The following is a 5,182-nucleotide window of genomic DNA, read 5'->3' as shown; positions in this document are numbered from 1 at the left end:
CGGGGAGGCGGGGGACCGGCCCCCGCGGGTCCGCCAGCCTGCCCCGTGGGGGGGGAAGCGCGCGGGGCTTCGGGGGGGGGCCCAACCCTGGCCCAACCCCTCTAGGAGACTGACAGCATGACCCAAATCAATCTGACCCGCCCCGACCTGCTGCGCGACGCCTGCTACATCGGCGGCAAGTGGGTGGGCGCCGGCAATGGCCCGTCCATTCCCGTGAGCAACCCGTCCACCGGCAAGACCATCGTGTCCGTGCCCAAGTTCGGCCGCAAGGAAACCGAGGCCGCCATCGCCAGTGCCGAGGCCGCCCTGCCCGCCTGGAGCGCCAAGACCGGCAAGGAACGCGCCGCCATTCTGCTGAAGTGGTCGCAGCTGATGATGCAGCACCAGAAGGATCTGGCCGCCATCATGACCTCGGAACAGGGCAAGCCCGTGACCGAGGCCGCCGGCGAAATCGCCTACGCCGCCTCGTTCCTGGAATGGTTCGCCGAGGAAGCCAAGCGCATCGACGGCGACGTGCTGCAAAGCCCCAAGGCCGGCCAGCGCCTGCTGGCCCTCAAGCAACCCATCGGCGTCACCGCCGCCATCACGCCGTGGAACTTCCCGGCCGCCATGATCACGCGCAAGGCCGGCCCGGCGCTGGCCGCCGGCTGCACCATGGTGCTCAAGCCCGCCCAGCAGACCCCGCTGACCGCGCTGGCGCTGGCCGTGCTGGCCGAGGAAGCCGGCGTGCCGGCCGGCGTGTTCCACGTCGTCACCGGCAGCTCGCGCGAGATCGGCGCGGCCCTGTGCGAAAGCGACGCGGTGCGCAAGCTGAGCTTCACCGGCTCGACCGAAGTCGGCCGCACGCTGATGGAGCAATGCGCGCCCACCATCAAGAAGCTGTCGCTGGAACTGGGTGGCAACGCGCCCTTCATCGTGTTCGACGACGCCGACCTGGACCGCGCCGTGGACGGCATCCTGGCCTCCAAGTTCCGCAACGCCGGCCAGACCTGCGTCTGCGCCAACCGCATCTACATCCAGGCCGGCGTGTACGAGGAAGTGACCAAGCGCCTGGTCGCCAAGGTCGAGGCCATGAAGGTCGGCGACGGCTTCGGCGACGGCGTGACGCAAGGTCCGCTGATCGACGCCAACGCCGTCGAGAAGGTGCAGGAGCACATCGCCGACGCCACCGCGCACGGCGCCAAGGTCATCGCCGGCGGCAAGCACCACGCGCTGGGTGGCACCTTCTTCGAGCCCACCGTGGTCCGCGACGTGACCAAGGCCATGCGCTTCGCCACCGAGGAAACCTTCGGCCCGGTCGCGCCGCTGTTCCGCTTCGAGACCGAGCAGGAAGTCATCGAACAGGCCAACGACACCATCTTCGGCCTGGCCGCCTACTTCTTCACGCGCGACTACGCCCGCGTCTGGCGCGTGTCCGAAGCGCTGGAATACGGCATCGTCGGCATCAACACGGGTCTGATCTCCAACGAAGTCGGCCCGTTCGGCGGCGTCAAGCAATCCGGCCTGGGCCGCGAAGGCTCGAAGTACGGGATCGACGAATACCTGGAGATCAAGTACCTCTGCCTGGATCTGGGTTAAGGCTCGGCCCTGGAGCGCATGGCGCTTCGGGGCGAATGGCTTTCCGCGTTTCGGACGTTTACGAACGCGACAGCGCCGTCGGCAAGGCATGTGGGAGGATTCCCGTGTGTCTTGCTGGCGGCGCATTTTCATGGGCGGGCAAGTGCGATGAATGCCCCGATCATGGCGGGAGAAGCCTGTGCCTCTCCAACCCCGCCATCATGCCGACTATGCCGCCCATGATGCTGTCTGTATTGAGACAAGTATTCACCTGACAGTTGACCGCGTTGAGGCGAAAACCGGGGCGGTTCAAACTCGTCAATCCAGGCCAGCGCCTCGATGGTGTCCAAGTGCCGTCTCGGATTCAACGTGTTGTTGTCCAACTCAGCCAAGGCAGCATTCGTCATCGTGGCTAGCCCGTCTGCACCAAGGACGGTGCGAGCACCAGCGACTAGCGATGCGACCAGATTGCGGCGCACCTCTATCTACTCGTTAGTTCGCTCCTTGGTCAATCTGACTGGCATTGGATTGCATCCCGCCGCCCGGCAAAGCTGCGGCCGTAGCCTAACCTTGCATGGCCGGCATCATCAATCCTGCCGCGTTGTTCTCCAACTCCAACCGCGCAGCATTGTTCACTGCCCCCACGGCATTCCGATCTAGCGACGCCGGTACCGGGTTCCGCTTGATGCCGACCGCGCCCATATCCTTGGTGCCATTGGGGTCCGTGGCGGCGCGCATCGCCTGCACGGCATCGTAGGTGTTATAGGCCGCCAAGCCGGCCGTGCCGGCGAGCAAGCCCGTCATCACCAAGTTGTCGCTTTGGGTCAGCAATACCAAATTACTCAGGTCTGCGCACACAGACAGGTTGACGGGGGTCGCCAGCATAATGCAACTGTTTGAAGCTGGCGGAACTCAGCAATCTGATTGTCGGAGAACGTGGTCGCCTAGTTTGCGTGAACAACACAGCTTTGGGGCGGGTGTCAGGTGAATATCATCTCAACACACACTACGTAATCAAAGAAGCAACTACCCCTCAGTCAACCCCAGTGCTTCGCCTAGGCTTTCCACAAACTCTGCCTGCTCACCTGAATACTCTATCGCGATGCTTTCAAACTGCGAGCACAAAGAAGATTTGGATTCTAAATCCATCTTTTGCAAGGTCGAGGCTAATTGCTCAAGCCCCTGTATTGCAGCATCCGGATTTAACGCATCCTCTCCCGCAAACTCAAGAAATACAGCCAATTCAACAATGGCTCGAGCAACATGCTTATTGATTTCCTGGCTCACGAATCATCTTCACTGAAATATTTTTAACACCCAGTTCATCAAACATTTTCTGAGCTCTATTTTCCTGAGCCTGGGTAGATACTTCCCAGCGTGCAGTTAAACCATTCTGATCTAACACCTCAGACTGTCTAAGTGCCTGATCCTTCGACTTGCTCGTCATTAAAACCGAAATTTTTCGATCAACTAAAACGTTGCCATCCACACCATCGAACTTAACCAGCCTCGTGGTTCCATCAGGCATCGTTCTTTCTAGCGCAGGGGCATGGCCAGACTTGACGTCACCACCGTTTCGCAGCATTAGAAAACTAGAATTCGGTCGACTCAGGCAGGCTGACCTGCTGTGTTTTGGCGTATTCACTCGGGGTCAGCATACCGAGCGAGCCATGGGGTCGATGGTCATTGTAATCAGCACGCCATGCTTCAATGACCGTCTTCGCATACTCAAGCGATAGGAATTCATGCGCGTTCAGGCACTCATCCCGTAGCCGGCCGTTAAACGACTCGCAAAGACCGTTATCTGTGGGTTTGCCCGGCCGAGTGAAGTCCAGCAACACTTTGTTCTCCCAAGCCCAGAAATCCAGTGCTTTGGACGTGAATTCTGTTCCATGGTCGACGGTGATACTGGCCGGCAAAGCAACCCTTCTGGCGACTCGCTCGAGCGCCTGAACCACGTTGTCACCGGTTAGCCGAAAACTGCGGCCCTTTACGTCGGGCTAAAAACGGCTAGCCTGTGACGCGCGAAGGAGGTTGCTCGCCGTCAGGGATTCGAGCGATAGGCCCACCGACTTATTAGTTCCACAACACTCCTAGGGGGCCGCTCGTACGCCCCTTCCACCGTGCGAAGAAAGTTCTGGTTTCTAGACCTCTGGCCCTGCGGTTCACTCCTCGCAGCTAGGCGAATCGCAGCAATAGCATCGGTGGCCGCATACGCCTCATACGGCGCATCGCAAAATCCAGACAATGCTTGGTCTCGAGCGTATACATCAGCGTTGCCGCTGCCCTCGCCCTACAACAAAATACGCATGCGCATCAGCGGGCACATTGTTGTGACAGTACTCCGCGGCCTCGACCAAGTCAAAGTACTGATCAGCCATGCCCTGAATGTTCTGCAAGGCTCCACCAATGTACATTCCATGGGAATGCACTTCTTAGAACGATCCGGTCATATATAGCGACTGATTGCCAAATGAAGGACTGCACCGACGCCTTCGATCGAACTACTGAATTGCAAGCCAGACCTTTTGATGTGCAACACTGGCCAGCGTCAGTTTGATGCATCCCAACTTTATCTGGCCTGCGCCAGGATTTACGATTTCCCCACTCAGCAGGAATATTCAGAACCGACTAAATCACACCCAATATTGGCTTGATCTGCTCATTCATCTTCACAAAATCTTCATAAGTCAGCTTCGGATCATCATTGAGCACCAGATACACGCCGTTCGTCAGCCGCCGCACGTCTTGCACCTTACCCTGCAACCGCGCGATTACTTCATCTGGCCCATAGCCTAGAGCACGCTCACAAAGCTCTGCATCCCAAAACTGAGCAGGATGCAGCGTGTATATGTTATTTCGCCCATCAACATCTATAGACTTATTCTCGTGCAGATTAAAGTAAGTCGGATTATCTTCAAACGATCTTCCCTGATATTTAAAAGCGTATGAATCATAGTACACACAAGTGCGATACGGCTCAAAAGCCTCAACCACTTGCGGAACTTGATTATTTATAACATAAGAATAATTAATTTCTCTATTGGAAACCTTAAAACCATAGCGCACATGCTCATCCATATAACCACGATCATCGTATAAGTACCTTTCGCCACGATACCGATAATCGCCGACAAATTTTAGCCCTTTAATTGAAAACTTGACTCCATATGTCGCAATCGTTCCGTCACCACAGTCCGGAGCGATAGGCAGATCAAGACCTTTGAAACCCAAAGGGATTCCAAATCTAGACATGCCATCCATGACCCTGGCATGTCGCTGCTCTATGCTCAAGCTTCTATTCGGCCTAGCATAAAACCATAGTTCAATATCCGCAGCACTCATGGAGCCCTCACCCGAGTCGTGACAATATCACCAAGAGAATTTCTACGTATGAAATTACTTGCCTGAGCCTCAACCTTGGCATTTGGAAACTCATAAACAACTTTGTATCCGGGATTTTGCTGCACAGCAGACCGAACCCGGTCCAAGGTCTTCAACACCGACTCTTGCGCTGCTTGATTCCAAATCGCCAATTTTGTTTTAGCGTCAATAAGCAAAATTGTGGAACCATCAGCGGCCTTTTCAATACCGTCAAATTTTACAAAATTAATACCATCCAATT

At 56.6% G+C, this 5,182-nt stretch carries 6 protein-coding genes and 1 pseudogene; 1 reads left to right on the top strand and 6 read right to left on the bottom strand.

Annotation, left to right across the window (positions count from 1 at the left end):
- The first annotated feature begins 117 nt into the window (after positions 1–117).
- Positions 118–1,578, top strand: coding sequence for an NAD-dependent succinate-semialdehyde dehydrogenase (locus KDH83_RS29345; protein ID WP_212322285.1), 1,461 nt, complete (start codon positions 118–120; stop codon positions 1,576–1,578).
- 543 nt (positions 1,579–2,121) lie between these two features.
- Here KDH83_RS29345 and KDH83_RS29340 read toward each other — a convergent pair.
- The 6 genes and pseudogenes from KDH83_RS29340 to KDH83_RS29315 all read right to left on the bottom strand — a co-directional run.
- Positions 2,122–2,442, bottom strand: coding sequence for a hypothetical protein (locus KDH83_RS29340; protein ID WP_212322284.1), 321 nt, complete (start codon positions 2,440–2,442; stop codon positions 2,122–2,124).
- A 141-nt stretch (positions 2,443–2,583) separates the two neighbouring features.
- Entirely contained in the window at positions 2,584–2,844 is a 261-nt protein-coding gene (locus KDH83_RS29335; RefSeq protein ID WP_212322283.1) for a hypothetical protein, read from the bottom strand.
- Positions 2,825–3,085 (bottom strand): hypothetical protein, encoded by a 261-nt coding sequence (locus KDH83_RS29330; RefSeq protein WP_212322282.1) that lies wholly within the window; start codon positions 3,083–3,085, stop codon positions 2,825–2,827. The genes KDH83_RS29335 and KDH83_RS29330 overlap by 20 nt, the downstream gene beginning before the upstream one ends.
- Positions 3,086–3,149: 64 nt before the next feature.
- Positions 3,150–3,473: pseudogene (locus KDH83_RS29325) on the bottom strand (integrase core domain-containing protein); the annotation flags it as partial.
- 715 nt (positions 3,474–4,188) lie between these two features.
- A complete protein-coding gene (locus KDH83_RS29320) occupies positions 4,189–4,851 on the bottom strand; it encodes a hypothetical protein (protein ID WP_212322280.1) in 663 nt (220 codons plus the stop codon).
- Positions 4,852–4,898: 47 nt separating this feature from the next.
- On the bottom strand, positions 4,899–5,182 hold a 284-nt coding region (locus KDH83_RS29315; RefSeq protein WP_212322278.1), incomplete at its 5' end, for a hypothetical protein.

The sequence above is a fragment of the Achromobacter sp. Marseille-Q0513 genome (assembly GCF_018195695.1).
In the GTDB taxonomy this organism is placed as follows: domain Bacteria; phylum Pseudomonadota; class Gammaproteobacteria; order Burkholderiales; family Burkholderiaceae_B; genus Achromobacter.
This window is presented reverse-complemented; position numbering and strand designations above follow the sequence as displayed.

What these genes read in the sequence shown, in the direction of transcription:
- KDH83_RS29345 (WP_212322285.1), top strand. Translation starts at nt 118, where the DNA reads ATGACCCAAATCAATCTGACCCGCCCCGACCTGCTGCGCGACGCCTGC.
- KDH83_RS29340 (WP_212322284.1), bottom strand. Translation starts at nt 2,442, where the DNA reads ATGCTGGCGACCCCCGTCAACCTGTCTGTGTGCGCAGACCTGAGTAAT.
- KDH83_RS29330 (WP_212322282.1), bottom strand. Translation starts at nt 3,085, where the DNA reads ATGCCTGATGGAACCACGAGGCTGGTTAAGTTCGATGGTGTGGATGGC.